Below are 24,572 nucleotides of genomic sequence, written 5' to 3'. Positions count from 1 at the left end.
AGAGGGTTATGTTCAAAGGAGGAGGTTTTTCAGGGGGTTCCCCGCGCCGTTCCTGATGGGGGCTGAGATCGGCACGGAAATCTGTTTTGCCTGTCCGTATGTTTTTTTCGTATATGTCAACCGCCCGTCGGCGGATAAGCGGGTTGGCGATCAAGCCGTCAATGGTTGTCTCAAAGGCTTTAGCGGCGGCCAACAGGCGGATGTAACGAAGCGGGTGCGCGTCATTTTATGCTCTCTCTGCCATTCAAGGCATGCGTGTTGTTTTCTTTCGCGCCCGGCATGCCGTGCGCTCCGCCTCTTATATAGCAATGCGTGTGCCAAGACCCAAATTTTCTTTTAACCAGCTTTGATTCAAGATTATTTTGATGCGCCGCGCACGGGAAGACATGCCGCGGCGTATGTTTTTTATACAGATTATTTTTCAGCATGTATAAAAGTTGTACAGGCGCGTCTATTTCATACAGGGGTCGGACGCGGCGGCCCCCGCTTCAGACATAACGTCGAGGCGGGGGCCGTTTGCGCCGCGACAGGGGCGGCCCTACTTCGGTTCATCAGGGGGGGGCGCGCCGGTATCGCCATTGTCCATCCGGCATCCCCGGCTTATGGGCGGGCCCAGGGAAACGCCCACCTCGCGGAGCATGCGCCTGTCCACCTCCATCAGCGTGGCGCGCAGTTCATCGCGCAGGAGTTGCAGCTCACGTCCCAGGCGGGGCAGAGTTGCCGGCGAAGTTTCCTGATCATAGCTGAGGCTTTCCAGTTCCGCCATTTTTTTTCTGATGCGGGAGCGCAGTTCCCGCACGCGGGGCCGGGCGTCATCAATAATGATTCTGGCTTTGGCCCGCTGGGCCGGGGAGAGTCGCGCCAGCCATTCCTCCCTGTCCTGCGCGTTGCCGTGGCGGTGGCCCATCCCGCATTCGTCCTGTCCCTCAGGCGGGTCGGAAACGTCATGGGCTGCGGTCACAGGCTGCGACAGGCAGAGGGGCGCCAGAAGGCAAAGCGAGAAGCAAGTCTTGAACATAATTGAATTTTTTAATGCGCTTTGCTCTGGCATGTCCATCCTCGGCAGATGTTTGCGTGGTCTTGTGTCGTTCACCCATATCAGGCGTCCCTGCCTGGCGCAAGAAAGGCTTGCCGCCCGCGCGTTCAGCCTTGATTCAGGAATAACTTGCAAAAAGCGTGCAAGAATTCCGGTCATGTAACGGCCCATGGGATGACAGGCCTCGCCCGTGGCGCTATACTGGCGGCATGAGTGTTGAGCAAAAAAACGCCCGCGCCGTATCCGGCGGTTTCGGCGTCGCGGCGGCAGCCGGGTCTCGCGCTTTTGAGGCGTCGCCACGCGAACCGGGCATGCGCGTGGGAGCTTCCCGCGCGCCCCTGGGGCTGGTGCTGGGCGGCGCTGCGGTGGTGCTGGCCCTGATGGTGGGCTTGCTGGCCTTCATTTCCATTGAACGCAGCGAGGCGGCAATGGCCCGCCTGCTGGCGGAAAAGGGCTCTTCGCTGATCATGGCCTTCGAGAGCATTCTGCGTTCGGGCATGCGCAGCGAAACCGGGGTGCGCCTTCAGGTTCTGCTGGAGGAGATGGCGGCCAGCCCGGACATCATCTTTGTGGCCGTGACCATGCCCGACGGCACCATTGTGGCCCACAGCAGATGTTTTCGCCTGGGCGAGATACTTCAGCTTGAGGGGCGCGAACTGGACGAAAAACGCATGCGCGATCTGAGGCCGGGTTCGGCGGCGCGGTGGGGCGTCATGAGGGTGGAAGGCCAGCGGGTTTTCGTGGTCTACCGCTATTTTACGCCGGGCCTGAAGGAAATGCCCAGGGGCTTTCCCATGCCCATCATTTTTCTGGGGCTGGACGTGTCGCCCTTTGAAATCACCCGCAGCCAGAACCGCGATTATGTGGCCATGCTGTCGGCCGCGACGCTGCTGGTGGGGCTGCTTTGCCTTCTGGCCCTGTATTATGCCCAGCGCGCCCGCGAGTCGCGCCGGCGGCAGCGCAAGGCCGAAGGCGAGGTGCGCCGTCTGGAGGAAGAGGTGCGCCGCAAGGAAAAGCTGGCCGCCGTGGGCAATCTTGCGGCGGGCGTGGCGCATGAGATTCGCAATCCCCTGAGTTCCATCAAGGGCTATGCCACCTATCTGGGCCAGCGCTTCCCGGAGGGCAGCGATGACCGCGAGGCGGCCGCCGTCATGGTGCGCGAGGTGGATCGCCTGAACCGGGTGATCACGGATCTGATCGGCCTTTCCCGCCCCAGTGACGTGCGCCCGCGCCCGATCCGCCTGGAAAACGTGGTGGCGCATGTGATGCGTCTGATCCGTCAGGACGCGGAGCGGCGCAAGGTCACGCTGGAATACCGCGCGTCACGGCGCGTGCCCAGTGTGCTGGCGGATTCCGAACGCATGAGCCAGGCCCTGCTCAATCTTTGCCTCAACGCGCTGGACGCCATGCCCGACGGCGGGCGCATGACGCTGGCCATCGCCAGGGGCAAGCAACGGGTCTGCCTGATGGTGCGCGATACGGGCACGGGTATTGACCCCGCCGCCAGAGCGCATATTTTTGATCCCTACTTCACCACCAAGGGCCAGGGCACGGGTATGGGCTTGGCTATGGCGCACAAGATCGTGACGGCGCATGACGGCGAGATTCGCCTCTACTCGCGTCCCGCCGGCAAGGACGGCCGGGGTGAAACCATTTTTCGCATCTGGCTGCCCACGGCCCCCCAAGAGGAACTTTCGGAACAGCGCCATCAGGGCCGGAGGCGGAAAAAAAGCTGACGGCGCATCCGCATGTGCCGCATAAGGAGTGGCAAGGGTGAATAACGGCATTCTGGTAGTCGATGACGACGATGCCCATCGCGGCATGCTCAGAACCATGCTCCGTTCCTGGGGCTACACGGTGGATGAGGCCGACGACGGCGACACGGCCGTGGCCCTGGTGCGTGAGAAAGCCTTTGACGTGGTGCTGACCGATGTGCGCATGGCGCGGATGGACGGCATTCACGCCCTCAAGGGCATTCTGGCGTACAATCCGGCCTTGCCGGTGGTGCTGATGACGGCCTATTCCTCGGTGGAAACCGCTGTGGAGGCCCTGCGTCTGGGCGCGTATGACTATCTGGTCAAGCCGCTGGATTTTGAGGCCCTCAGACATACCCTGGAACAGGCCATCGAGCATTCCCGCCTGAGTGTGGAAAACCGCGAGCTGCGACGCCAGCTCACCGACGCCGCGGCCCGTCCGGGCATTCTGGGCCGCAGCCAGGCCATCAGGGACATGCTGCAGATCATCAGCACCGTGGCCCCCACTGAAGCCAGCGTGTTGATTACCGGCGAGTCGGGCACCGGCAAGGAACTGGTGGCCCGCGCCCTGCACGAGGGCAGCGCCAGGGCCGGCAGGCCGCTGGTGACCGTGAATTGCGCGGCTCTGGCGGAAAACCTGCTGGAATCCGAGCTTTTCGGCCATGAAAAAGGCTCGTTCACCGGTGCGGACCGGCGGCGCGAGGGGCGTTTTACGCAGGCCGACGGCGGCACGCTGTTTCTGGATGAGATTGGCGAAATGCCGTTGCCGCTTCAGGCCAAACTGCTGCGCGCCCTGCAGCAGGGCGAGGTGCAGCGGGTTGGCTCGGATGCGCCCATCACCGTGGACGTGCGCGTGCTGGCCGCCACCAACCGCGATCTGCGCCGCGAGGCGGCGGAAAAGCGCTTTCGCGAGGATCTCTATTTTCGGCTCAACGTCATCAGCATCGAGGTGCCGTCCCTGCGCAGCCGAAGCGAGGATATCCCCCTGCTGGCCGCGCATTTCCTCCAGCGTTTCGCCGAGCGCAACCGCAAGAACATCAAGGGGTTCGCGCCCCAGGCCCTGGACAGCATGCTGCGCTATTCCTGGCCCGGCAATGTGCGTGAACTGGAAAACGCCGTGGAACGGGCCGTGATTCTCTGCAACGGCGATCTGATTACAGGGCGCGAGCTGCCCTCCGGCGTGGCTGACGCCCCGGTGGCGGAGACGCCCGCGCCCGAAGGGGGCGGCTCCCTGGCGGGATTGTCCCTGGATACGGTGGAGCGCCGGGCCATTGAGGAAACCCTGCGCCAGACCGGCGACAACAAGAGCGAGGCCGCCCGGCGGCTGGGCATCACAAGGGCCACCCTGCACAACAAGTTGCGCAAGTACGGTCTGGAGTAAGAGCGGCCCGCGCGGCGTTTTGCCCTGGGCCGTCGGGCGTCGTCCTGTCCGCGTTTGGCGGTGGCCTTGCCGAAGAACAAAAAAGCCGTCCGTCGGGGCAGCCCCCCGAGCGCAGACGGCGGGCTGTGAGGTCTGCAAAGGTGAACGATACGAAAGCGCTTTCTGCGGAACAACTCGGACGGCTGGCGGATTTCTGCAACGAGGTGGGCATGCTGCGGCATACGCCGCGCAGCGGTTACGCCTTTCTGGGGTCAGGGCGGGAAAACGTGGCCGAGCACTCCTACCGCGTCAGCGTGCTGGGCTACGCCCTGGCGCGACTGGCCGGGGCGGATCCGGCGCGGGTGACGTTGCTCTGCCTGTTTCACGATCTGCACGAGGCCCGCACCGGCGATTTCAACTACGTCAATCATCGCTACAATCAGTGTCGCGCGCGGCAGGCGCTGGAGGACGCCACGCGGGGCACCGGGCTGGCGGAGGATGTGCTTTCTTTCTGGGATGAACTGGCGGCGGGGCAAAGCCCGGAGGCCGCGCTGGCCCACGATGCGGATCAGCTGGATCTGATCTGCAATCTGCATGTGGAACTCAGCAGGGGCAACGCTTTTGCCAGGGAATGGCTGGACAGCGCGCTCAAGCGGCTGCGGACGCCCCTGGCCCGCGAACTGGCGGAAGCCCTCCTGCGCACAGACCCCAACCGCTGGTGGTACGGCCAGGTGGAAAAAGACTGGTGGATTGACCGCCGGAACCCGGCGCGATCCTGAGCGCTTTTTTATCAGCGCGCAATCACGGTGCCCAGCGGCGCGTCATCCAGCAAGCAGCGCCGCAGGCTGGATTGCGCGCGACCGTCCAGAATCAGGGCCCGCGCGCAGCCCGCCTCCAGAGCGTTCAGGCAGGCTTCCACCTTGGGCGTCATGCCGCCGCTGATGACGCCCTTTTCTTGCAGGCGGTCTATTTGGGCCCTGTCCAGGCTGGGAATCAGGCGGCCGTCGGCATCCAGCACGCCGGGCACGTCGGAAATCAGCACAAAATATTCGGCCGCCAAGGCCCCGGCCAAGGCTCCGGCCGCGGTGTCGGCATTGATGTTCAGGGCCTCGCCCTCCGGGCCGGAGGCCACGGGGGCCACCACCGGCACAAAGCCGGCATTCAGCAGGCAGAGGGGCAGGGCCGGGTCTACCGCCACGACCTCGCCCACCAGGCCCAGCGCGGGGTTTTTGGGGCGCGCGCGCAGCAAGCCGCCGTCGCGGCCCGAAATGCCCGCCGCGCGCACGCCATGCCGGGCGAAAGCGTTGACCACCGCCTTGTTGACCTGACCGCAGAGCACCATTTCCACCGCCTGCATGGCGGCTTCGTCGGTCACGCGCAGGCCGTTCACAAAGCGGCTTTCGATCTGAAGCCGCGTGAGCAGGGCGCTGATTTGCGGCCCGCCGCCGTGCGTCACCACAAGACGCATGCCCTGTCCGGCAAGATGGGCCAGATCAAGGGCGAAGGCTTCGCTCAACTCCGGCTTGTCCATGGCGTGGCCGCCGTATTTGATGACCACTGTGGGCTGTGTCATGCTGTTCCCTGAAAGCGCAAGGTTTGAAAGCGTCGCGGCGCACGCCGCGAACGACAAGAAGTAGCATTCGCCGCCGCCGGGCGCAAGTCCGCCATTGCCTTGCGGGGGCAAACAAGGTAACAACACGGCAAAGGCAAAATCATGCGCAGGGCGGCGTCAGGCCGCCTTTTGAGCCTGGCCCGCGCCTTGCGCGCGTAAGCTTGCCCCACATTCTCTTTTCAAGGAAAACACACTATGTCGGAAGTTGTCACCCGCTTTGCGCCCAGCCCCACCGGGCATCTGCACATCGGCGGCGCGCGCACGGCCATTTTCTGCTGGCTTCTGGCCCGTCATTTCGGCGGCCGTTTTCACCTGCGCATTGAGGATACGGACCTGCTGCGTTCCAAGCAGGAATACACGGACTCCATTCTGGCTTCCATGCGCTGGCTGGGGCTGGACTGGGACGGCGGCCTCACCTATCAGACCCAGAGGACGGATCTCTACAACAGTTATGTGGACAGGCTGCTGGAAAGCGGGCACGCCTACTGGTGCTCCTGCACGCCCGAAGAGGTGGAGGCCATGCGCGAGGAGGCCCGCCGTCAGGGCCTCAAGCCGCGTTATAACGGCCATTGCCGCACGCGCGATCTGGGGCCCGGCGAAGGGCGTTGCGTGCGCCTCAGGACGCCGCTCACGGGCAAGGTGGTTTTTGACGACATGGTCAAGGGCAAAATCGCCGTGGATGTGAGCGAGCTGGATGATATGGTCATCCGCCGCGCCGACGGCATGCCCACCTACAATATGGCCGTGGTGGTGGACGACCATGAAATGGGCATCACCCATGTGATCCGGGGCGACGACCATGTTTCCAACACGCCCCGCCAGATTCTGATTTATGAGGCTCTGGGCCTGCCCGTGCCGCGTTTTGGCCATGTGCCCATGATTCTTGGCCCGGATCGCCAGAAACTCTCCAAGCGCCACGGCGCGCGGGCGGTCATCGAATACCAGAAGGACGGCCTGCTGCCGCAGGCCCTGGTCAGCTATCTGGTGCGTCTGGGCTGGTCCCACAGCAATCAGGAGCTGTTCAGCCTGGACGAGCTGGTGCAATACTTTGACGGCGGCAATCTCAATCCGGCGGCCGCGGCCTTTGACCCGGCCAAGCTGGAGTGGTGCAACGCCCATTTCATGCGCGAACTGCCGCTGGATCAGCTGGCCGCGCTGGCGGAACCCTTTGCGCGGGAGGCCGGTCTGGCTGACAGGCTGGGCGACGCGCCCCTGAAGCGGCTGGAGCCTCTCTGCCTCATGTTCCGCGAACGGGCCAACAATCTCGCCGCCCTGGCCGAAAGCTTCCGCCCCCTGCTGACGCCAGCCGCCGAACTGACCTATGTGGAAAAGGACGCGACCAGGCATTTTACGGACGCGGGCAAGGCCCATCTGCGCGCTCTGGCCGAAATTTTCAAGGTCTGCGAACCTTTCAGCGCCGAAACCCTGGAGGCCGCGCTCAACGCCTATGTGGCGGACAACGGCCTGAAATTCAAGGAAGTGGCCCCGCCCCTGCGCACGGCCCTGATGGGCTTCATGGGCGGTTCACATCTCAATGAAATCATGGCTTTTCTGGGCCGGGAAGAAACTTTGGCCAGGCTGGCGCGGCCCCTTCAGGGCGCGTGACGGGGGCCGCCTACTGATACAGGGGGCTCATGGAGCGCAGCAGATTGGCGAACAGGCCGTCTATGCCGTTGATGAACCGTTCCACATGATCGGCCATGACCACCAGCAGCAGGCCCACAAAGAAAAACCCCACGCCTATCTTGATGGGAAAGCCGAACTCCATGATGTGTATTTGCGGCGAGGTGCGGGCCACCAGGGCCAGGGCCACTTCCACCATGAACAGGGCCACCATGACCGGCGCGGCGATTTTCAGCGCCAGCACGAAAACCTGCGCCGCCAGGTGAAGCACCTGCCAGAGCAGGTTTTCACCGATGAACAGGCCGCCGGGCGGCACCAGGGCGAAGGAGGCGGCAAAGCCCTTGATCATGTACAGGTGTCCGTCCAGACTCAGGAAGGCCAGCAGAGAAACCATCCAGAGAAAAAAGGCTGTGGCCCCGGTCTGGTTGCCGGTGAGCGGGTCAGCGAAGTTGATCATGGTGAAACCCATCTGAAAGCCCAGCAACTCGCCGCCGGCCTGGATGCCCATGAACAAGAAATTGACGGTCATGCCGAGCGTCAGGCCCAGCACCACCTCGCCCAGCAGCATCAGCGCCACATCAAAGGGATGGGCGGGCATGGCGGCGCCCGCCAGGGCCAGATGCGGCCACACCCCCAGTGAAAAGACGATGGTGACCGCCGCCTTGACCAGAATGGGGATATTGTTGGTGGAAAAGACCGGCAGCATGAACATGACGATGCTCACCCGCATGATGGTGAGCAGCAGGCTCAGCACGACCGCCGCGTCATAGTTGAAGACATCCATGCCGAATGCGAATGCAAAAATGCTGCCAGAATGTCCGACCGGGCGGGGCCGCCCTCATGCTTCCAGGGGCGATTCAGGGCGCGGGCGCCCCCAAGGTCAGTGAAAGCCGCCGGCCCGACGGTTATTTGTGCAGCTTTTCGGCAATCAGCTCACGGATGATCTTGCTCAGGCCGGGCAGATCAGGTTTGGAGACCTGCCTATCCGCGCCCACCTTGACGCCCTTGTCGTGCAGGGCCTCGGTGATCAGGGAAGAGAAAAGGATGACCGGCAGGCGTTTCGTGCCCGGCGTTTCGCGTATTTTGCGCGTCAGCGCATGGCCGTCCATTTCAGGCATTTCAATGTCGGAAATGACCAGGTGCAGCAGGTCGGTGAGCGCCACCTGCCTGGCCTGCGCCTCGTCACACAGTTGCGTGAGATAGTCCCAGGCTTCCCGGCCGCTGCCCACCGCCGTGACCTGAAAGCCGGATTTTTCCAGCGAGGATTTGATGATGTGGCGCAACGAGCTGGAGTCGTCGGCCACCAGCAGGTGAAATTCGCCGGCGCCTTCCACCGGGGTGGTGTCCACCTTTACCTGGGACATGTCCAGAGAGCTGTCCAGGCTGGCCAGAATTTTTTCCATATCCAGAATAAAGAGCACCCGTTCCTGAATGCGCAACACGCCTGTGATGCTCTCGCGCGAGTACGCCTGCACATACTGGTTGGGCGGTTCAATGCGGTCCCAGGTCATCCGGTGAATGCTGCTCACTGAAGAAACCAGAAAGGCCGCCTGCACGCTGCTGAATTCCGTGACGAGAACCTTGTTGTTTTCTTCGGAGGCCATTTCCTTGCCGAGCCATGCCGCCAGGTTCAGCAGGGGCAGCACCTTGCCGCGCAGGTTGAAGGTGCCGAGCACCGAAGCGTCGTGTTTGCTGAGCACGCTGGTAACAGTGGGCAGGCGGATGATTTCCAGCACCTTGGCCACGTTGATGCCGTAGTGGCCGCTGTAGACGCTGCCGTCGGGCAGCCTTTCATCAATAAGAAATTCTATGATTTCAAGCTCATTGTTATGGACATTGAGCAAGCTGTTTTGGGTCATGGCAGTCCTCGTCCTCTGGCTGGAACAGCGTCAATGATTCTTATCGGTCGCCGCCCGCTTTTCTTAAGGCGCGAGAGGAAATATGCGCTGGGGCGGCTCTCAGGACCGCGCGCGGGACGGACGTCTGGCCGCTTTCGCCGTTGCGCGGCCCCGCTCTCCGGGAGGCTCCAGACGAGGACAGAAATCCGCCATTTCGCACGCTTCGCAGCGGGGTTTGCGGGCATGGCAGACATCCCGCCCGAACCAGACCATGCGGTGATTGACGTCGCCCCACTCCTTTTGCGGGAAAAGCTTCATCAAATCCCGCTCCACGGCCACGGGGTCGGTCTGGCCCGTGAGCCCCAGCCGGTGGCTGATCCTTTTTACATGGGTGTCCACGGCCAGCCCCTCGTTAATGCCAAAAGCGCCGAACAGCACCACATTGGCCGTTTTGCGGGCCACGCCCGGCAAAGTCACCAGATGTTCCAGCGTGCGGGGCACCTGGCCGTCAAAGCGCTCCCGCACGCGCCGGGCCGCACCCAGAAGATTTTTGGCCTTGCTGTGGTAAAAACCGGCGGAATGGATGACTTCTTCCAGTTCTTCCTGTGTGGCGCGCGCCAGCTCCGCCGGGCCGGGCCAGCGCCGGAACAGTTCCGGCGTGATGGTGTTGACCCGCGCGTCCGTGCACTGGGCGGCCAGCACCGTGGCCACCAGCAGTTCCCAGGCGTTGTGGGCGTTGAGATGGGTTTCGGGACGGGGGTAACGGGCCTGAAGGGCGGCCAGCACCTTGCGCGCGCGCGTCGGGCGGGAGAGAGCTTTTTTTGTCATTTCCCAGCTATGCCACAGGCCACTGTGGCCCGCAAGCGCCGTTTGCCCGCGCGGCGGGGCATTTGGTTTTTGCCAGCGCCAAAAAGCCTGTTTCTGACCATTGCGGCAGTGCACAGGGCCCGCAGCTCAGACCGGCGCATGAGCAGGGTTGAGCCGCCACGCGTCTGGACCATCGGGGCAAGGCTGTGTAAACTGGCTCCGCGTGGTGCGCGGGAGGCGGCATCGCGCCCCGGAGGAAGCATGCCCTTTCTGGCGTATGTCACCATGCCTGACGAGCGCGAGGCGCTGGCTCTGGCCCGGATGCTGGTGGAAGCCCGGCTGGCCGCAGGCGTCAACGTGCTGCCCGGCGCGCGCTCGGTCTACCGCTGGCGGGGCGCCATGCGCGAGGCCGGGGAGTGCCTGCTGCTGGCCCAGGTCAGCCAGGCGGCGTTTGAGGATTTTTGCGCGGCCGTGCGCGCCGCGCACAGCTATGAGGTGCCCTGCATTGTGGCCCTGCCCCTGGAGGCCGGGCACCGGCCCTTTTTGCGCTGGATTGAGGAAAACAGCCTGCCGTCCGCGCCGTAGCGCGTATCCGCAACAGTGAGGTGAACATGTCCATCTACGTTTCCGGTTCCCTGGCCTTTGACCGCATCATGACCTTTCCCGGCAATTTTCAGGATCATATCATGATGGACAAGCTGCACATGCTCAATGTCAGCTTCATGGTGGACGGCATGGACGAGCGGCGCGGCGGCTGCGCGGGAAACATCGCCTACTCTCTGGCGCTGCTTGGCGAAAAGCCGGTCATTGTGGCCGCCGCCGGGCGCGACTTCGCGCCCTATGCCGAGGCCCTGGGCAAACTGGGCCTGCCGCTTGACGGCATCCGGCGCGACGCGGACATCTTTACCGGCCTCTGCTACATCACCACGGATATGAACAGCAACCAGATCACCGGCTTTTACCCCGGCGCCATGGCCCTGCCCGCCGAGTACGTGTTCCCCGAACTTGACCCGGAACATGACATGGCCATCGTCTCGCCCGGCAATGTGGAGGACATGCGCCGCCTGCCCGCCTTCTACAAAGAGAAGGGCATACCCTATATCTACGACCCCGGCCAGCAGTTGCCCGTGCTTTCCGGCCAGGATCTGCTGGCGGCCATTGAGGGCTCGCTGGCCTGCATCACCAACGACTATGAGCTGAACATGATTTGCAAGGCCACGGGCAAGAGCGAGGACGAACTGCTGGGCCGCACGCTCTGGCTGGTGACCACCCTGGGCGCGGAAGGCGCGCTGGTGCGTGGGGCCGACGGCACGGAAGCGCGCATTCCGCCGGTGCAGCCCGCCACTGTGACGGATCCCACCGGAGCGGGCGACGCCCACCGCGCCGGCCTGCTCAAAGGGCTCACGCATGGCCTGTCCATGCCGGAGGCCGCCAGGCTGGGTTCGGTAAGCGCCAGCTTCGCCCTGGAAAAAATGGGCACGCAGGAACATGTCTATACTCCGGCCCGCTTCCGGGAGCGTTATGAGGCCGCGTTCGGGCCGTTGCCGGAGGGCCTGCTTCCCTAGTGCCTGATTGCGAAAAAGCGTGTTTTTTCGCTCACTCACGGCGGCTACGCCTCGCAAAATCCTTACGGATTTTGCAGCGCCCGCTTTTGCAATTAGACGCTGGGGTCAGAGCCTGTTAATGCGCTGTTGGTCAGGGGTATTGCTGGTTGTGTTCCGCCACGATTCTCCGTCAAAAACGGGCTTTTCCGGGGCTGCCCCGAACCGGGCGCGCCCGTTTTTTGAAGCTGTGCAATCCCGAAGGCAATACGCCCTGAAGGACGGAACGCTATGCTGTATGTTCTGCTGATGCTGCTGGCCGGCTGCATGATCGCCATGCAGTCGCCCATCAACGCGGCCCTGAGCCGCACGGTGGGCGTGCTGGAGAGCAGCCTGATTTCTTTTGCGGTGGGCATGTTCTTTCTGGCTCTGGCTGTTCTTTTTTTCGGGCGCGGCCAGTTGTCGCGCGTGCTGGAAACGCCGCCCTGGCAGTGGATCGGCGGCATTCTGGGCGCGGTCATGGTGCTCAACACCATTATTGCCGTACCGCGCATCGGCGCGCTGGCCACGGTGCTGGCCATGATTTTCGGCAATCTGGTCATGGCGGCGATCATCGACAATTTCGGCTGGTTCGGTCTGCCGGTGACGCCCTTCGGCGGGCGTCGGCTGGCGGGTTTCGCCCTGGTGCTGGCCGGCCTGTTGCTGATATTCCGCCGTTGAGCGCGCGCCGGACATTGTGGAGGAGGAACGCATGCGGGTGGACGCGGTGCGGCAATTTCTGGAGCGGCGCGGTCTGGGCGCGGCCTACCGTCAGTTCGAGGTTTCCAGCGCCACGGTGGAGCTGGCGGCGCGGGCCGTCGGCTGCGAGCCTGGGCGCATCGCCAAGAGCCTTTCCCTGCTGGGCAGGGATGGCCCGCTGGTGCTGGTGGTGATGGGCGTGGCCCGGCTGGACAACCGCAAGTTCAAGGATGTTTTTCACCACAAGGCCCATTTCATCGGGGCCGAGGATGTGGAAAGGCTGGTGGGGCATCCCATGGGCGGGGTCTGCCCCTTCGCGCTGCCGGAGGGCGTGCCCGTGTACCTGGATGCCAGCCTGAAGCGTTTTGACCCGGTATATCCGGCCGCGGGCGCGCCCAACAACGCGGTGGAGATATCACTGGCGGATCTGGAGCGGGTGACGGGCGGCGTCTGGGTGGACGTCTGCAAGACGGAATGACGCCCGCCGCGCGAAAGAACGTCGCCCCGGCAGGATCGCGCGCCGTGGCGGAGAGGCGCTACGCGTCGGGCAGCAGTCTGCTTTCCAGTTCGTGATCCACAGGCGCTTCGCGTGAGGCAAAAACCTTGTCCACCCGCACCGTGCCCGCCGGCGCGTTGCGCATGGTCTTGACATGGCGCACCTCGGCATAGAGGATGCGCGCCCTGGCCGCGTCGCGCTGCCAGCTTTTGCAGGCGGCCAGCCCGCCCGCCTGATCCAGCGTACGCTCCGGCACGGTCTGGCCGCCGTGGGCCCGGCGAATAATCACATGCGAGCCTGGTCCGTTGTCGGCGTGCAGCCAGATGTCATGGGGCGCGGCCAGCTTGCGCGCCGCCAGATTGCCCCTGGCGTCGCGCCCGCGCAGCAGGACGAAGCCGTCATCACTGATGAAAAGCTGCACATTTTTGGGCAGGTCGCCGGGCAGGGCGAAGCCAGCCGAGGCGGGGGCCTCCCGCAAGCAGGGAGCCGCCGCGTCTTGCGCGCGAGCGGTCGCGCTTTCCGTCACGCCGGCCTGAGGGGCGCGCGCCAGGCTGGCGGCCTCGGCCTCCAGAGCCGCGCGGCGCAGGGCCAGATGTTCCAAACCGCGCCGACCACGGCGAACCGTATGAAAAAGGCGTTCCATGACTTCGCGCACGGTATGGCGCGGGTCCAGCCTGATTTCCCGCGCCGGGCCGTGGGGGCCCTCCGGCACGCTGACGGCGGGCGCGCGCAGCTCCGGCGGCCAGCGCCAGAGATTTTCCCGCAGGGCCAGGGCGTCGGCCCGGGCGGCGCGCATGCCCTCCAGCCGGCTTTCCTCCTCCCGCAATTTGTCCAGCAGGCGTTTCAGCTTGCGCCCGCGCCGGGCCAGAGGCAGGTTTGCCTTCGCGGCCTGATCTCTGGCCAGACGTTCCAGCACCAGGCTTTGCCCGGCCCGCTCCAGCAGGGAAAGAACGTCCGGCCCGCTTTCCTCCCGCAGTTCGCCGCGCAGGGCCTGGGGCAGGGGCCAGGCCGAGACGGCGCGTATGCCGGACGCGGCCCGGTATGCAAAAACATCCCCTCCGCCCGCGCGCAGGTCTTCCAGCAAGGCCCATTGCTCAGGCTCCTCCAGATGTTCCAGGCTGCGGCGCAGGGCGGGCGTGAGCACGGGCCACTGCCGCCAGTCGCGGCGGGCCCGCGCCAGTTCGGCGGGCATGGGCCAGCGCTCGTCTTCCGCTTCCGGCCCGGCCTGGGCATCCAGAAAATGCAGGGACGGCCCCTCGCGCATATCCAGCAAGAGCCAGGTCAGCATGCCCCCCGGCTCGACGGGAACCGGCCCGCCCGGCAGCAGCCAGAGCCGCCGCCGCCAGTACTGCGCCACGCAGGCGGCTACACGCCGGCCCGACGCGTATTTGCGCAGGCGCATGAGCCGGGCTGTGGGCGTGTGGCCCGCGCTGATCCGGTTTTCGGTCAGAAAACAGAAGGGCTCTTTGCGACCGAAGCGCAGACAGAGCTGTCGCTTGCGGCCCGCGCCGTAGAAGGTCAGGGTCAGCATGTCCGGCGCGGGTTCCTGGAGTTTTTCCAGGCGCGCGCCGGTAAGCAGAGGGAGCAGCGTGTCGCAGAAGCGACGGAAAAGATGGGCGTCCATGCGGATGAGAGTAACGGGGAACAGGCCCGGCGGCAACAGCGGTCGCCCGCTTTTGCGCCCGCCATGCGCCATGAAAAATCCCGCCTGTGGGGCGGGAGAGGGAATGCGCCCGACTCGGCAAGGCGCGGAAAGTTTTTTGCCGCCAAGGGCTGAAGGCCGACGGCGAGGGCGCGCAAGGCCCCTGACGGCGGACAGGGCCGCACGGCTAGTCGCCGCGCAAATGTTCATCCTCTTCCTGCCTGGCCTTGCAGTTGATGCACAGGCGCGTTACCGGGCGGGCCTTGAGGCGGGGGATGCTGATTTCTTCGCCGCATTCCTCGCAGATGCCGTAGACGCCGTCATCAATACGCTGCAAGGCGGCCTGAATTTTGCGGATCAGACGGCGCTCGCGGTCGCGGATGCGCAGGGTGAACGCGCGGTCGGATTCCGCCGTGGCCCGGTCGGCCGGGTCGGCAAAAATTTCATTGCTGTCGGTCAGTTCCTCGATGGTGTTGTCACCCTTTTGCTGGGCTTCTTCCAGCATGTCGGAGAGAAGCTTGCGGAAAAATTCAATATCGCTGTGATCCATATATCCTCCGTTCGGACCGTGCGTCGCGTATGCGGCGTCGGTTCAACGTGTAGACTTTTTTCAGGTAGCAATAGGAATATATAGCGGTAAAAAACGTATTTGTAAAGCGACAGCCCTTTCGGAGGCGCATCTTCGTTTGCCGGGAATGCGTATATAACTCTGTCAGATAAAAATCAAAATTTCAAAAACTGTCAGAAAAAACGCTTCCCCTTTTTGGGGGAAAGGTCGCGCAAGGCGCGTCCCGGTCTGGCGGTTCAGATGCCGGAACGGCTTTGCGCTTCCCGCCGAAGGCGGGCTTCCTCCCGTATTTCGGCCCGCGCATCCTCCCAGGAAGGCTCAAGCCAGAGCGTGTCCGCGCGTTGCGGCGGCGCGGTCATATCCAGGCCGCCGCAACGCCAGGTCGCGCGCAGGGCGGTCAGGCCGCCGGCGGCCACGGCCTTGGGCGCGTAAGAGGCGGTCAGGGCGGCGGCTTCTTCCAGTAGGGCGCGCGGCCAGGTCGCGCCAGCGCGCGCCAGGCCCAGAGGGCCGGGCAGGCCGGTCAGGCTGATCAGGGCGTCCTCCGGCGCGGCCGCGGCGGCCAGGCGTTTGTTGTCCGCATTGTTGCGGCCCACGGCAAGCCAGTAATGGCGTCCGTCCAGACGCCGCCAGAACTGCCGCCCCAGATTGGCCAGGGCGAAATCCCGCGCAAGCGCCTCCGCGTCTTCGGCGCGGCGGGTCAGCACGGGCCAGTAGCGTCGGGCGTTTTCCCGTTCGGTCAGGCGACAGCCGCCGCCGGGAGTGGGAATTTCCTTAAGGCCGAAGCGCGCGGCAAGGGCAAGCTGCTCGCCGCGCCCGCGCCCGGAAATGCCCAGCAGGCGCGAGCGGTTCACCAGCCCGCCTTCCTCGGCGGGGATGGGGGGAAGCAGGCGCGCGCAAAGCGGGCGCAGCAGCAGGCCGGTCACGCCCGCGTCACGGGGGATCAGGTGCAGGGTGTCGCGCCGCTGGGACATGGGGCGCTGGCCCAGCACCTCGCCCGTGGCCAACAGGCGGGCGCCCACGCTTTCCATATGCAGGCGGGCGTGTCGCAGCAGCAGAATCTTGCAGTCCACGCAGGGGTTCATGACCTTGCCGAAGCCGTAATCGGGCCGGCGGCGCAGCAGGGCGGCGAAGTCCGCGCTGACGTCCAGGCTGACGACATCCAGACCGTACAGCCGCCGCCAGCGAGGCGGGGCGGCCGCGTCGCCGAAAAAGGGCGAGACGCAGTGCAGGCAGCGCACCCTCAGGCCCTGCTCTTCCAGCACCTTGGCGGCCAGGATGCTGTCCAGACCGCCGGAAAAAAGCACAATCACATCGGGGGTAGAAGCAGTCATGCCGAGCCTTGTACGCGATGGGCGCGCCCCAGCGCAAGACTTTTGCGGGGAAAAGCCCTGTTTTGCCTGTTGATGATTATCCCTGTTAAGGAAACGCTGATTAAAGCGTTTCCCGCGGCCTTGCTCCGCAAGGCCGCCCGCAAGTCGTGAATAGGGAAAATTTGCTTTTCCCGTTAAATGAACGACTTGACGCGCCTTTCCCAAAGAGACTTTTGCCTTTTTGGGCATGGAGCCGATTTATTCGCAGAATAAACCAGCGGTTTCGCAAGATGGGGTAACGCGTCGCCGGCGGACGGGGCATTTGCCTTGCGCCGCTCCCTTTGCTAAGATAGTGCGCTTGAATATCCTTTACCCGGAGCAGTGACAATTATGGCCAAAAAACCGGCCCTGAGCCCTGAAGACGCCCGCCTCGAAGCCCTGAACACCGCGCTGGGCACCATTGAGCGCAAATACGGCAAGGGCGCGGTGATGAAGTTGTCAGACGAGGCCCATGTCAATATTCCCGTGATTCCCACCGGGTCCATCGGTCTGGACCTGGCCTTGGGCGTGGGCGGCATCCCGCGCGGGCGCATTACCGAAATTTTCGGCCCCGAATCGTCGGGCAAGACCACGCTTACCCTGCACATCATCGCCGAATGCCAGAAACAGGGCGGCACCTGCGCCTTTGTGGACGCAGAGCACGCCCTGGATGTGGCCTATGCCAAGCGTCTGGGCGTGAACACCGACGACCTGCTCATTTCCCAGCCGGACTACGGCGAGCAGGCCCTGGACATCGCGGACATGCTGGTGCGTTCCGGCGCGGTGGACCTGGTGGTCATCGACTCGGTGGCGGCCCTGATTCCCCAGGCCGAACTGGAGGGCGACCTGGGCGAAACCCAGGTGGGCGGCCATGCCCGGCTCATGTCGCACGCCATGCGCCGCCTCACCGGCACCATCCACAAATCGCGCACCTCGGTCATCTTCATCAACCAGATTCGCATGAAGATCGGCGTGCAGGGCTATGGCAGCCCGGAAACCACCACCGGCGGCAACGCGCTCAAGTTCTACTCTTCGGTGCGCATGGACATTCGCCGCATCCAGACCCTCAAGGACAAGGAAGAGTCTTTCGGCTCGCGCACCAAGGTCAAGGTGGTCAAAAACAAGGTGGCCCCGCCGTTCCGCAGCGCCATTTTCGACATTCTCTACGGGCAGGGCATTTCCCGCTCCGGCGAGCTGCTGGATCTGGGCATTGAGGCCAAAATCATCGAGCAGAGCGGCTCCTGGTTCGCCTTTGGTTCCGAAAAGCTGGGTCAGGGCCGGGAAAAGGTGCGCGCCCTTCTGGATGAAAACCCGGATCTGCGCAATCAGATTGAGGCCAGGGTCATTGACTTTCTTGGCATGCACCCCAAGGAATTTGCGCCGAGTCCCGAAGAGCTGGACGCGGGGGCTCCCCCGCCGGACGCGCCGGAATACGAGTAGTCGTCCGGGCCGGGGGCTTCCCTCCGGCCATAATTCTTTCCCCGGCCTCCGCAGTTTGGGCCGGGCAGCCCCGCCACGGAGTCCGTATGCTGACTGCCCAAGAAATCCGCCGTCGTTATCTGGATTTTTTTCTGCGCCACGGGCACGAAGTCGTGCCGTCCGGGCCGCTGATTCCGCCCAATGATCCCAGCCTGCTCTTTGCCAACGCGGGCATGGTTCAGTTCAAAAAGCTCTTTCTGGGGGAAGAGAGGCGCGCCTATACCCGCGCGGCGTCCTGTCAGAAATGCCTGCGGGTTTCCGGCAAGCACAACGACCTGGAAAATGTGGGCCGCACCGCGCGCCACCACACCTTTTTTGAAATGCTGGGCAATTTCTCCTTTGGCGACTATTTCAAGCGCGAGGCCATCACTTGGGCCTGGCGATTCGTCACCGAGGAACTGCGACTGCCCAGAGAAAAACTGTGGGTCACGGTTTTCCGCGAAGACGACGAAGCCGCCGCCATCTGGAAGGAAGTGGCCGGTCTGGACGAAGCGCGCATCGTCCGCATGGGCGAGAAGGACAATTTCTGGACAATGGGCGACACCGGCCCCTGCGGCCCCTGCTCCGAAATCTACATCGACCAGGGCGAAGACATGGCCTGCGGGCCGGATTGCGGCATTGGCCGATGCGACTGCGACCGCTTTCTGGAAATCTGGAACCTGGTGTTCACCCAGTTCGACCAGACCGCCGACGGCGGTCGCGCCCCGCTGGCCGCGCCCAATATCGACACCGGCATGGGGCTGGAGCGCATTGCCGCGGTCTGCCAGGGCAAGCGCTCCAACTTTGACTGCGATCTTTTTCAGGAGATCATCCAGTACGCGGCCCGGCTGGCGGGCGTAACCTACAGTTTCAGCGCGCCGGACGCCAACGACGTGGACACGGCCCTGCGCGTCATCGCCGACCACAGCCGTTCCGCCGCCTTTCTCATCGCCGAGGGCGTGCTGCCCTCCAACGAGAACAGGGGCTATGTGTTGCGCCGCCTGATCCGCCGGGCGCTGCGCTTTGCCACGCTCATGGGCGTGCATGAGCCCTTCATGCACAAGGTGGCCCGCAAGGTCACGGAGATCATGGGCGACGCCTACCCGGACCTGCCGCAAAACGCGGACTTTATCGACCGCGCGGTGTTCGAGGAAGAGCAGCGCTTCTCCCTGACGCTGGAAAAGGGCCTGCACCTGCTGGATGAGGAATTGCGGCGTCTGGAGGCCGCCGGGCAGAGGGTCATCCCCGGCGCCTTCTGCTTCAAGCTGTATGACACCTACGGTTTTCCCCTGGATATTGTCACGGATGTGGCGGGCAAGCGCGGCTTTACGGCGGATGCGCCGGGCTTTGAGGCGCACATGCGCGAGCAGCGCGAGCGCGCCCGCGAGCACCAGAAAAAGGGCGGCCTACTGGGCGGGGATGCGAAACAGGGCGACGCGGCTTTCAAAAAACTGGCCGCTGACGGTCTGCGCAGCGTCTTTGTGGGCTACGAAAGTCTTGCAACCGCAAGTCCGCTTACGGCGTTGCTGGACGCCGGGGGCGCGCCCGTGGATCATTTGGGCGAAGGCCAGACGGGCTTCGCCGTGACGGAAAAAACGCCGTTTTACGGCGAATCCGGCGGTCAGGCGGGCGACACGGGCCTGCTTTCTTCCGTTTCGGGTCAGGCGGAAGTGCTGACCGCCAGCAAACCCTCGCAGGATCTCATTGTGCACGAAATCAAAGTCCTGCGCGGCGAACTGCATACGGGACAGGAGGCGACCCTCAGGGTGGATGCTGACAGCCGCCAGGCCACGGCCCGCAACCATACCTGCACCCATCTGCTGCACGCGGCCCTGCGCCGCGCCCTGGGCGGCCACGTCAAGCAGGCCGGTTCTCTGGTGGACGGACAGCGCCTGCGCTTTGACTTTTCGCATATTGCGGCCCTGACGCCTGAAGAACTGGCCGCCGTGGAACGTGACGTGAACCGCGTCATTCTGGCCGACCTGCCGGTGACGGCGCGCGAGATGCCGCGTGAACAGGCCCTGGCCGGGGGGGCTATGGCCCTGTTTGGCGAGAAATACGGCGAAACCGTGCGCGTGCTGAGCGTGGGGCGCGACGGCGAAAGCCCCGAATCCGTAGAGCTTTGCGGCGGCACGCACCTCAGCCGCACCGGCCAGGCCGGGTCGTTTCTGATTGTGGCCGAAAGCGGCGTGGCCGCGGGCGTTCGCCGCATTGAGGCTGTCACCGGCTGGAATGCGTACAGTCTGGCCGTGGAGCGACGCGCCGAGGCGGCGGCGCTGGCCGGCATGCTCAAGGCCCGGCCCGGTGGGCTGGTTGAGCGTGTGAGTGCCCTGCAGGCGGAAGTCAAAAAAATGCGCAAGGCTTCGGAAAAGGCTTCGGCCGCTCCCGCCACGGGCGCGGACCTGCTGCGCCAGGCCGAGAACGTCAACGGCGTGCGCCTGCTGGCCGCGCGGCTGGATAACGTGCCTGTCAAGGCTTTGCGCGAAATCATGGATGATGTGCGCTCACGCCTCTCCAGCGCGGGCGTGGCCTGCCTGGCCACGGTGGAAGAAGGCAAGGTGGGCCTGTTGCTCTATGTTTCCAAAGACTTGCACGGTCGTTTCACGGCTCCGGCCCTGATCAGGCAGGTGGCCGCGCCCTGCGGCGGCGCGGGCGGCGGTCGCCCTGACATGGCCCAGGCCGGAGGCGCCAGGCCCGAAGGACTGGACGAAGCCTTTGCCGTGCTGAAAAACCTGATCGAAAAATAAGGATTTTCCTGATGATAGGCATTTCAAAGTTGTACTGCGGGCAGGTGGAACCCTCGGACGCGCTGCGCTATGGCCGTGAATCCGGCAAACTGCCCTCGCATCTGCTGCAATTTTCCAGGGACAAAAAGCCGGTCGTGGTCTGGAACATGACCCGGCGCTGCAACCTGAAGTGCGTGCACTGCTACGCCCATGCCGTGGAAGTGGGCGGCACGGACGACATCAATACCGCGCAGGCCAAAGCCATGATCGACGATCTGGCGGCCTTTGGCGCGCCGGTGATGCTTTTCTCCGGCGGGGAACCCCTGGTGCGCGGGGATCTGGTGGAGCTGGCCAGCCACGCCACCGGCAAGGGCATGCGCGCGGTCATCTCCACCAACGGCACTCTGATCACGCCGCAGAAGGCGCGTGAGCTCAAGGCCGTCGGCCTGTCTTATGTGGGCATTTCGCTGGACGGCATGGAGGAGGTGCATGACCATTTCCGCTGTGTGCCCGGCGCGTTCAAAAAAGCCCTGCAGGGCATTGCCAACTGCCAGGCCGAGGGGCTCAAGGTGGGCCTGCGCTTCACCATCAACAAGCGCAACGTGGCGGAAATTCCGGGCATCTTCCGTCTGCTCAGAGAGCTGGAAGTGCCGCGCGCCTGTTTCTACCACCTGGTTTACTCGGGCCGGGGATCGGAGCTGATCAGGGAAGACCTGGACCACGCCGAAACCCGCGCCGTGCTTGACCTGATCATGGATGAAACCCGCGCCCTGTTCGACGCGGGCCATCCCAAGGAAATCCTCACCGTGGACAACCACGCCGACGGCCCCTATGTCTGGATGCGCCTGAAGCGCGAAGACCCCAAACGGGCCGAGGAAGTCTTTGAACTTTTGCAGTACAATGAGGGCAACAATTCGGGCCGGGGCATCGGCTGCATTTCCTGGGACGGCAAGGTGCACGCCGACCAGTTCTGGCGCGAGCACGTCTTCGGCAATGTGCAGGAGCGACCCTTCTCGCAGATATGGGACGATTCGTCCATCGAGCTGCTGCACAAGCTCAAGAACAAGAAAGCCCATGTGGGCGGTCGCTGCGCCCGATGCCGCTTCCTGAACATCTGCGGCGGCAACTTCCGGGCCAGGGCCGAGGCTTTTTACGGCGACGTGTGGGCGCAGGATCCGGCCTGTTATCTCACGGATGAAGAGATAGGGCTGTAAGACGCTGCCATGCGGTTCGACCGCGGCGGCCTTCCTTGCGGAAGGCGCTTGCGGCTATCGGCGGGTTTGCGCCAGAGCGGCAACCATAAGCGGCATGTCCGGTTCGGACGGATCAGGCATGCAAGGAAGTGACTATGACTACGGCATTTCATCGCGGCCGGCGGCTGCGCTGGACCCCGGAACTTCGCGCCCTGGCGCGCGAAACCTCCCCCCTGCTGGCGGAAGACCTGATCATGCCCTACTTTGTGGTGGAGACCGAAGACCATTCTTTTCGCAAAGAAGTGGCCTCCATGCCCGGTCAGTATCAGCTTTCGCCGGATGAACTGGAACGGCAGGTGGAAAAGGCCGTGGATACGGGCCTGACGGCGGCGCTGCTTTTCGGCGTCCCCGCCCGGAAGGACGAAAAGGCCAGCGCCGCCTACGCCGAGGACGGCATCGTGCAGACGGCCGTGCGCCGTCTCAAGCGCCGCTGGCCCGGCCTTGTCGTTATTACCGACGTCTGTCTTTGCGAATACATGAGTCACGGCCACTGCGGCGTGCTGACGCCCGACGGCGCGGTGCTCAATGACCCCACCCTGCCCCTGCTGGCCAGAACAGCCGTCAGCCACGCGGCGGCCGGCGCGGACATGGTGGCCCCCTCGGACATGATGGACGGGCGGGTGGCGGCCATTCGCGCGGCACTGGACGAAGGCGGCCTGAAAGAGCTGCCCATCATGTCCTACGCCGTGAAGTACGCCTCGGCCTATTACGGCCCCTTTCGCGACGCGGCGGAATCCGCCCCGGCCAGCGGAGACCGCAAATCCTATCAGATGGACCCCGGCAACGCCCGCGAAGCCCTGATCGAAGCTCGCGCGGATGTCGCCGAGGGCGCGGACGCGCTCATCGTCAAGCCCGCCGGCCCGTACAGCGACATTATCCGTCTGGTGCGCGAGCATGTGGACGTGCCGCTCTGCGCCTATCAGGTCAGCGGCGAATACGCCATGATCCGCGCGGCGGGGCGTAACGGCTGGATCGACGAACGCGCCGTTATGCTGGAAAGCCTGCTGGGCCTCAAGCGCGCGGGCGCGGACATGCTCATCACCTATTTCGCCGAGGAAATTCTGCGGCAAAGGCTGGCGCGCTGATGCACGGGCAAGAGCAACATTCTGGCCGTCCGGCGGGGCATCCGGGCGACGCGGCCCGCGGGCCCCGGACGCTGGAAGACGGCAGCCCCATCTGCCGCCTCATCGCCTGGGAAGTGACCCGCTCGTGCAATCTGGCCTGCAAGCACTGCCGGGCCGAGGCCCATCCCGAACCCTATCCCGGCGAATTGTCCACCGCCGAGGCCAAGGCGCTTATCGACACCTTCCCCCGGGTGGGCAGGCCCATCATCATATTCACCGGCGGCGACCCCATGATGCGGCCGGACGTCTATGAGCTGGTGGCCTATGCCCACGCCCGGGGGCTGACCTGCGCCTTTTCGCCCAACGGCACCCTGATTACGCCGGAAAACGCCCGGCTTATCAGGAAAGCCGGGGTGGAGCGCTGCTCCATCTCCATTGACGGGGCCGACGCGCAAAGCCATGACGCCTTTCGGGGCGTGCCCGGCGCTTTTGAGGCCAGCATGCGCGGCATCGGCTATCTCAAGGAGGCGGGCGTGCCCTTTCAGATCAACACCACGGTGACGCGCAACAACCTGGGCAGTTTCAAGAAAATCTTCGAACTTTGCGAACGCATCGGCGCGGCGGCCTGGCATATCTTTCTGCTGGTGCCCATGGGCAGGGCCTCGGGTCTGGCGGATCAGGTCATCACCGCGCGGGAGTATGAGGATGTGCTGCACTGGCTCTATGATTTCCGCAAGGGCACGAACATGCACCTCAAGGCCACCTGCGCGCCGCACTATTACCGGATCATGCGTCAGCGCGCGCATGCGGAGGGCCTGCGCGTCACGCCGGAAACGTTCGGCATGGACGCCCTGACCAGGGGATGCCTGGGCGGCACGGGCTTCTGCTTCATCAGCCATACGGGTCAGGTGCAGCCCTGCGGCTATCTGGAGCTTGATTGCGGCAATGTGCGCGAGACGCCCTTCCCGGAAATCTGGCGTGACAGCGAATACTTTCGCCAGTTCCGCGACCAGTCCTGTTACAAGGGCAAGTGCGGCGCGTGCGAATTTCACAATGTCTGCGGCGGCTGCCGGGCCCGCGCCCAGAGCATGAACGGGGATCACATGGGGCCGGAGCCGCTGTGCACCTATCAGCCCGCGAAAATGAAGACGCGCTGAACCCGGCGGCAGACCGGCGGACAGCGCGCAGGACCGCACTATGAGCAAACAGGCCCGCACACGCGGAGAGGCCGCGGCGCTTTCTCCGACGGACAATCGCATGGACAGTCTGGACAGACGGCTGCTGGACATCATTCAGACGGACTTTCCCCTGACGCCCAGACCGTACGCCGAGCTGGGCCAACGCCTGGGCATCTCCGAAGCGGAAGCGCTGGAGCGGGTGCGGGCCTTGCGCGGCCGCGGGATCATCCGCCGCCTGGGGGCCAATTTTCAGTCCTCCAAGCTGGGTTTCGTATCCACGCTCTGCGCGGCCAAGGCGCCCGACGACAAGCTGGACGCCTTCATTGCCGAGGTCAACGCCCGGCCCGGCGTGACGCACAACTATCTGCGCGAGCACAGTTACAACGTCTGGTTCACCCTGATCAGCCCCTCGCGGGAGGAGGCCCAGGCCGTGCTGGACGACATCAGCGCGCGCACCGGCGTGGCCATTCTCAACCTGCCCGCCACAAAGCTGTTCAAGATTCGCGTGGATTTCCGCATGGGCGACGAG

At 64.3% G+C, this 24,572-nt stretch carries 22 protein-coding genes; 14 read left to right on the top strand and 8 right to left on the bottom strand.

Going from position 1 to position 24,572, the window contains the following annotated elements:
- Window positions 1–538: 538 nt before the first annotated feature.
- Window positions 539–1,018 (bottom strand): periplasmic heavy metal sensor, encoded by a 480-nt coding sequence (locus ACQRA4_RS00110; RefSeq protein ID WP_427821043.1) that lies wholly within the window; start codon window positions 1,016–1,018, stop codon window positions 539–541.
- A 227-nt stretch (window positions 1,019–1,245) separates the two neighbouring features.
- Here ACQRA4_RS00110 and zraS point away from each other — a divergent pair, with 227 nt between their 5' ends.
- From zraS to ACQRA4_RS00095, 3 genes are all read left to right on the top strand, one after another.
- Window positions 1,246–2,772: a two-component system sensor histidine kinase ZraS gene (gene zraS / locus ACQRA4_RS00105; RefSeq protein WP_427821042.1), complete on the top strand. Its 1,527-nt coding sequence runs from the start codon at window positions 1,246–1,248 to the stop codon at window positions 2,770–2,772.
- Window positions 2,773–2,809: 37 nt separating this feature from the next.
- Window positions 2,810–4,171, top strand: a complete 1,362-nt coding sequence (locus tag ACQRA4_RS00100; RefSeq protein WP_427821041.1) for a sigma-54-dependent transcriptional regulator — start codon at window positions 2,810–2,812, stop codon at window positions 4,169–4,171.
- A gap of 209 nt (window positions 4,172–4,380) precedes the next feature.
- Complete coding sequence (locus ACQRA4_RS00095; RefSeq protein ID WP_427821306.1) at window positions 4,381–4,929, top strand: HD domain-containing protein; 549 nt, start codon at window positions 4,381–4,383, stop codon at window positions 4,927–4,929.
- An 11-nt stretch (window positions 4,930–4,940) separates the two neighbouring features.
- Here the strand turns inward: ACQRA4_RS00095 and argB are convergent, their stop codons facing one another.
- Complete coding sequence (argB, locus tag ACQRA4_RS00090; RefSeq protein WP_427821040.1) at window positions 4,941–5,723, bottom strand: acetylglutamate kinase; 783 nt, start codon at window positions 5,721–5,723, stop codon at window positions 4,941–4,943.
- Between the two features lie 234 nt (window positions 5,724–5,957).
- Between argB and gltX the strand changes: the two genes are divergently transcribed.
- Window positions 5,958–7,367 (top strand): glutamate--tRNA ligase, encoded by a 1,410-nt coding sequence (gltX, locus tag ACQRA4_RS00085; protein ID WP_427821039.1) that lies wholly within the window; start codon window positions 5,958–5,960, stop codon window positions 7,365–7,367.
- Window positions 7,368–7,377: 10 nt separating this feature from the next.
- On the opposite strand, the gene ACQRA4_RS00080 is transcribed toward gltX, so the two are convergent.
- The 3 genes from ACQRA4_RS00080 to nth all read right to left on the bottom strand — a co-directional run bounded on the left by ACQRA4_RS00080 (window position 7,378) and on the right by nth (window position 10,051).
- Window positions 7,378–8,169 (bottom strand): flagellar biosynthetic protein FliR, encoded by a 792-nt coding sequence (locus ACQRA4_RS00080; RefSeq protein WP_427821038.1) that lies wholly within the window; start codon window positions 8,167–8,169, stop codon window positions 7,378–7,380.
- A gap of 121 nt (window positions 8,170–8,290) precedes the next feature.
- Complete coding sequence (locus ACQRA4_RS00075; RefSeq protein ID WP_427821037.1) at window positions 8,291–9,244, bottom strand: chemotaxis protein; 954 nt, start codon at window positions 9,242–9,244, stop codon at window positions 8,291–8,293.
- Window positions 9,245–9,343: 99 nt separating this feature from the next.
- Window positions 9,344–10,051 (bottom strand): endonuclease III, encoded by a 708-nt coding sequence (gene nth / locus ACQRA4_RS00070; RefSeq protein WP_427821036.1) that lies wholly within the window; start codon window positions 10,049–10,051, stop codon window positions 9,344–9,346.
- Window positions 10,052–10,291: 240 nt separating this feature from the next.
- Here nth and cutA point away from each other — a divergent pair, with 240 nt between their 5' ends.
- The 4 genes from cutA (at window position 10,292) to ACQRA4_RS00050 (ending at window position 12,787) form a co-directional block, all read left to right on the top strand.
- Complete coding sequence (cutA, locus tag ACQRA4_RS00065) at window positions 10,292–10,615, top strand: divalent-cation tolerance protein CutA (protein WP_427821035.1); 324 nt, start codon at window positions 10,292–10,294, stop codon at window positions 10,613–10,615.
- 26 nt (window positions 10,616–10,641) lie between these two features.
- Window positions 10,642–11,595 carry a carbohydrate kinase family protein gene (locus tag ACQRA4_RS00060; protein WP_427821034.1) on the top strand — a complete coding sequence of 318 codons (954 nt, stop codon included), beginning with the start codon at window positions 10,642–10,644 and terminating at the stop codon, window positions 11,593–11,595.
- A 267-nt stretch (window positions 11,596–11,862) separates the two neighbouring features.
- Complete coding sequence (locus ACQRA4_RS00055) at window positions 11,863–12,291, top strand: DMT family transporter (protein ID WP_427821033.1); 429 nt, start codon at window positions 11,863–11,865, stop codon at window positions 12,289–12,291.
- A gap of 31 nt (window positions 12,292–12,322) precedes the next feature.
- Window positions 12,323–12,787: a YbaK/EbsC family protein gene (locus ACQRA4_RS00050; protein ID WP_427821032.1), complete on the top strand. Its 465-nt coding sequence runs from the start codon at window positions 12,323–12,325 to the stop codon at window positions 12,785–12,787.
- A gap of 58 nt (window positions 12,788–12,845) precedes the next feature.
- On the opposite strand, the gene ACQRA4_RS00045 is transcribed toward ACQRA4_RS00050, so the two are convergent.
- The 3 genes from ACQRA4_RS00045 to ACQRA4_RS00035 form a co-directional block, all read right to left on the bottom strand.
- On the bottom strand, window positions 12,846–14,429 hold the full coding sequence (locus tag ACQRA4_RS00045; RefSeq protein ID WP_427821305.1) for an NFACT RNA binding domain-containing protein: 1,584 nt from the start codon (window positions 14,427–14,429) through the stop codon (window positions 12,846–12,848).
- A 205-nt stretch (window positions 14,430–14,634) separates the two neighbouring features.
- Entirely contained in the window at window positions 14,635–14,997 is a 363-nt protein-coding gene (gene dksA, locus ACQRA4_RS00040) for an RNA polymerase-binding protein DksA (protein ID WP_427821031.1), read from the bottom strand.
- Between the two features lie 254 nt (window positions 14,998–15,251).
- Window positions 15,252–16,346, bottom strand: a complete 1,095-nt coding sequence (locus tag ACQRA4_RS00035; RefSeq protein ID WP_427821030.1) for a tRNA(5-methylaminomethyl-2-thiouridylate) methyltransferase — start codon at window positions 16,344–16,346, stop codon at window positions 15,252–15,254.
- A gap of 369 nt (window positions 16,347–16,715) precedes the next feature.
- Between ACQRA4_RS00035 and recA the strand changes: the two genes are divergently transcribed.
- The 6 genes from recA to ACQRA4_RS00005 all read left to right on the top strand — a co-directional run.
- Entirely contained in the window at window positions 16,716–17,804 is a 1,089-nt protein-coding gene (gene recA / locus ACQRA4_RS00030; protein ID WP_427821029.1) for a recombinase RecA, read from the top strand.
- An 86-nt stretch (window positions 17,805–17,890) separates the two neighbouring features.
- Window positions 17,891–20,569: an alanine--tRNA ligase gene (alaS, locus tag ACQRA4_RS00025; protein WP_427821028.1), complete on the top strand. Its 2,679-nt coding sequence runs from the start codon at window positions 17,891–17,893 to the stop codon at window positions 20,567–20,569.
- Window positions 20,570–20,580: 11 nt separating this feature from the next.
- Window positions 20,581–21,762, top strand: a complete 1,182-nt coding sequence (gene ahbC / locus ACQRA4_RS00020) for a 12,18-didecarboxysiroheme deacetylase (RefSeq protein ID WP_427821027.1) — start codon at window positions 20,581–20,583, stop codon at window positions 21,760–21,762.
- A gap of 134 nt (window positions 21,763–21,896) precedes the next feature.
- Window positions 21,897–22,886, top strand: a complete 990-nt coding sequence (gene hemB / locus ACQRA4_RS00015) for a porphobilinogen synthase (RefSeq protein ID WP_427821026.1) — start codon at window positions 21,897–21,899, stop codon at window positions 22,884–22,886.
- On the top strand, window positions 22,886–24,022 hold the full coding sequence (gene ahbD, locus ACQRA4_RS00010) for a heme b synthase (RefSeq protein ID WP_427821025.1): 1,137 nt from the start codon (window positions 22,886–22,888) through the stop codon (window positions 24,020–24,022). The genes hemB and ahbD overlap by 1 nt, the downstream gene beginning before the upstream one ends.
- Before the next feature lie 100 nt (window positions 24,023–24,122).
- The coding region (locus tag ACQRA4_RS00005; protein ID WP_427821304.1) for an AsnC family transcriptional regulator at window positions 24,123–24,572 on the top strand (450 nt) is incomplete at its 3' end.

Source organism: Desulfovibrio sp. SGI.169, assembly GCF_050313595.1.
GTDB lineage: Bacteria > Desulfobacterota > Desulfovibrionia > Desulfovibrionales > Desulfovibrionaceae > Desulfovibrio.
Note: the sequence above shows the minus strand (reverse complement) of the source record. Positions and strands in the feature narration are given on the sequence as shown.

Coding starts and splice junctions, on each gene's coding strand:
- nth (WP_427821036.1), bottom strand. CDS start 10,051: ATGACAAAAAAAGCTCTCTCCCGCCCGACGCGCGCGCGCAAGGTGCTG.
- ACQRA4_RS00050 (WP_427821032.1), top strand. CDS start 12,323: ATGCGGGTGGACGCGGTGCGGCAATTTCTGGAGCGGCGCGGTCTGGGC.
- cutA (WP_427821035.1), top strand. CDS start 10,292: ATGCCCTTTCTGGCGTATGTCACCATGCCTGACGAGCGCGAGGCGCTG.
- argB (WP_427821040.1), bottom strand. CDS start 5,723: ATGACACAGCCCACAGTGGTCATCAAATACGGCGGCCACGCCATGGAC.
- alaS (WP_427821028.1), top strand. CDS start 17,891: ATGCTGACTGCCCAAGAAATCCGCCGTCGTTATCTGGATTTTTTTCTG.
- ahbC (WP_427821027.1), top strand. CDS start 20,581: ATGATAGGCATTTCAAAGTTGTACTGCGGGCAGGTGGAACCCTCGGAC.
- ACQRA4_RS00045 (WP_427821305.1), bottom strand. CDS start 14,429: ATGGACGCCCATCTTTTCCGTCGCTTCTGCGACACGCTGCTCCCTCTG.
- ACQRA4_RS00075 (WP_427821037.1), bottom strand. CDS start 9,244: ATGACCCAAAACAGCTTGCTCAATGTCCATAACAATGAGCTTGAAATC.
- ACQRA4_RS00035 (WP_427821030.1), bottom strand. CDS start 16,346: ATGACTGCTTCTACCCCCGATGTGATTGTGCTTTTTTCCGGCGGTCTG.
- ACQRA4_RS00080 (WP_427821038.1), bottom strand. CDS start 8,169: ATGGATGTCTTCAACTATGACGCGGCGGTCGTGCTGAGCCTGCTGCTC.
- ACQRA4_RS00060 (WP_427821034.1), top strand. CDS start 10,642: ATGTCCATCTACGTTTCCGGTTCCCTGGCCTTTGACCGCATCATGACC.
- ACQRA4_RS00055 (WP_427821033.1), top strand. CDS start 11,863: ATGCTGTATGTTCTGCTGATGCTGCTGGCCGGCTGCATGATCGCCATG.
- recA (WP_427821029.1), top strand. CDS start 16,716: ATGGCCAAAAAACCGGCCCTGAGCCCTGAAGACGCCCGCCTCGAAGCC.
- gltX (WP_427821039.1), top strand. CDS start 5,958: ATGTCGGAAGTTGTCACCCGCTTTGCGCCCAGCCCCACCGGGCATCTG.
- zraS (WP_427821042.1), top strand. CDS start 1,246: ATGAGTGTTGAGCAAAAAAACGCCCGCGCCGTATCCGGCGGTTTCGGC.
- ahbD (WP_427821025.1), top strand. CDS start 22,886: ATGCACGGGCAAGAGCAACATTCTGGCCGTCCGGCGGGGCATCCGGGC.
- ACQRA4_RS00095 (WP_427821306.1), top strand. CDS start 4,381: ATGCTGCGGCATACGCCGCGCAGCGGTTACGCCTTTCTGGGGTCAGGG.
- ACQRA4_RS00110 (WP_427821043.1), bottom strand. CDS start 1,018: ATGTTCAAGACTTGCTTCTCGCTTTGCCTTCTGGCGCCCCTCTGCCTG.
- hemB (WP_427821026.1), top strand. CDS start 21,897: ATGACTACGGCATTTCATCGCGGCCGGCGGCTGCGCTGGACCCCGGAA.
- dksA (WP_427821031.1), bottom strand. CDS start 14,997: ATGGATCACAGCGATATTGAATTTTTCCGCAAGCTTCTCTCCGACATG.